Here is a 2,757-nt window from a genome sequence, read left to right on the forward strand (position 1 = left end):
TGCTCCTCCAGCACTTCACTGTCCAGCATGCCGTCCTTTACCGCAATCGCCTTGAGCGTCATTCCCCCAGTCACTTCGATGGGTGTGGTATATTCGGCACTGCTGCTCGTCGGCGTGCTGCCATCCGTTGTGTAGTAAATCGTTGCTCCTTCCGTTGTCGTGCTCAATGTTACCATTGTACCTGCCGGGACTGCACCGCCTGATGGTTCTGCAACAGGTTTCGATACTTGCTCTGGCTCCGCTTCTTGTGAGAAACGCTTCACATGAAGGGTATAGGTGGCTTGCTCTTGTTGATCCTCTGCCGTTACCAGGATGTCAATTCGATTTGAGCCGACCTGCAGCGGTTGTACTCCGCCACGCACAAACTCGCCGACGACTTCATAGTTCGCAGCCGGATCGTAAGGTGCCGCTGTTACGGTCACTTGCTCCGTTGCATAAGGAACCACAACATCGTAGGTATAAATATCCGGATCAAAATGTGCCAACGGTTCTCCGTTCAGAGTAATGCCGCTCAGGCTCGCATTCGTATTCGGCCATACATGAACAGCGATTTTGGCTTGCAACTGTTGTGGATTGCGAACATATCCCGGCAATTGCAACTCCCCTGTAATCTCGTACGTTCCGGCTTGATCCGGGTTATAATCGGCATGCTTCAGATCCCATTTCACATCTGCATCCATCGTGCCAGGCAAGCTCGATAATTGAATTGGAATATGTTCGGGAAGGTATGCCTCCAGCATTTCTGGTGCAACTCCCTTGCCAACCCCGATCGCAACGGGAGATGCGACAGCCGCAACCGTTGTATACGGCGTTTCGGATGTTGGATCCGAATAGCCGCTTTCGCTCTCATCCTTCACGGTCGTTACAGCAAACCAATACAACTTTCCGGCAGTCAAATCGTCGACCGTATAGGACGTTCCTGTTACCGATCCCTCATCATTGTCAACCATCCATCGGTCGACAACGGGAGTCGTACCTTCGTCAGCTTCTTGCCTATAGACGTTATAGCCATCGACCGCATCGGTTGCCGTCCAACTTAGCTCCACTTCCCCGTCTCCCGCTGTCGCCTGCAAGCCGGTTGGAGGGACAGGTGTACTGTCGCTCACCGCTATGCTAAGCGTTGCATCGCTTCCTGCACTGAACGTAAAGATCAGTGTAGTCGTACCGATCGGCAGGTTGGCCAGGTATTCTTTTGTAATGGTGACGATATTGTCAGTTACGTTGTAATCCGTGCCTTTCAATAACGATGTTGTACCATTCGTAATATCTATGAGCGTATTGCCATTCAACTCCATCGTGACAGTGATATCACGTTGATTCAGGATGTTCTTGTCGAACGACGCCTCGTCCGGATCAATGGTGCTGTCTTGCTCTTCAACGGCAAGCGCTAGGGAATGATTGGCCCCGGCAGCTATCGCTTGAATGTCCGTCAAACCTTCGATTTTCTTTGGCTCGAGTTGATTGGCCGTATCGCCATGCCCTAATCCAGACGTACCGTTTCCAAACGAGTATACGTCGCCTGACTTCGTTAAAGCAAGGGAATGGAAATCGCCTGCCGCAATCGCCTGAATGTCCTTCAACCCCTCGATTTTCTTCGGCGTGAGTTGATCATCCGTATCGCCATGGCCTAATTGGCCAGTATTACCCCTTCCGAACGAGTACACCTCTCCGGACTTCGTTAAAGCAAGGGAGTGATTAGCCCCGGCAGCTACCGCCTGAATGTCCGACAAATCCTCGATTTTCTTCGGCGTGAGTTGATTTTCCGTATCACCATGTCCCAATTGGCCATGCAGCCCCCATCCAAACGAGTACACGTCGCCTGATTTCGTTAAAGCAAGGGAATGATTCCCCCCGGCAGCGATCGCCTGAATGTCCGACAAATCCTCGATTTTCTTCGGCTCGAGTTGACTATCCGTATCGCCATGGCCTAATCGGCCAAACAGCCCAAATCCAAACGAGTACACATCTCCTGACTTCGTTAAAGCAAGGGAATGATTCCCCCCGGCAGCGATCGCCTGAACGTCCGACAAGCTCTCGATTTTCTTTGGCGTGGATTGATCTTCCGTATTGCCATGTCCTAATCCAGACGTACCGTTTCCAAACGAGTATACGTCGCCTGACTTCGTTAAAGCAAGGGAATGGAAATCGCCAGCCGCAATCGCTTGAATGTCTGACAAACCTTCGATTTTCTTCGGCTCGAGTTGACTATCTGTATTGCCATGGCCTAATCGGCCAAACAGCCCAAATCCAAACGAGTACACATCTCCTGACTTCGTTAAAGCAAGGGAATGATTAGTCCCGGCAGCGATCGCCTGAATGTCCGACAAACCTTCGATTTTCTTTGGCGCGAGTTGATTGGCCGTATCGCCATGTCCTAATTTGCCATACATACCCATTCCGAACGAAAATACGCTGACCAAGTTTGCATTTGTCTCTGATTCTTGAGCCAAAGCTGACGCTGGTATAACCAGCAGCGATTGAAACAGATTGAGCAAGAGCATGGCAATCAGCCATAGGGATACATGCTTTATCGGGTACTTCATTGAATTCATCATTACTGCAATCCTCCTTCCATATGCTGCCATTGAACAATGGCTAATCGAATCGATGGCTGTGTAAGCCCTCTTTTTTTAAAAATGGTGGAACCTAGTGCTTCTTTGGCAGGCACATTGAGAGAGGGGACGGAGATATTCTCCATCAACCGAAGCAGCATCACCGTCGCTTCTGCACGGGTAGCCGTTTCGTTCGGCACAAACC

2 protein-coding genes are annotated in these 2,757 nt (G+C 50.6%); both read right to left on the minus strand.

Annotated features, from left to right (window positions below):
* On the minus strand, window positions 1–2,555 hold a 2,555-nt coding region (locus tag PSHG_RS30900; protein WP_010274476.1), incomplete at its 3' end, for an RCC1 domain-containing protein.
* Window positions 2,555–2,757: hypothetical protein (locus PSHG_RS30905; protein WP_010274478.1), on the minus strand; the 203-nt coding region annotated here is incomplete at its 5' end. The genes PSHG_RS30905 and PSHG_RS30900, both read right to left, overlap by 1 nt.

This window comes from Paenibacillus senegalensis JC66 (assembly GCF_000285515.1).
In the GTDB taxonomy this organism is placed as follows: domain Bacteria; phylum Bacillota; class Bacilli; order Paenibacillales; family NBRC-103111; genus Paenibacillus_L; species Paenibacillus_L senegalensis.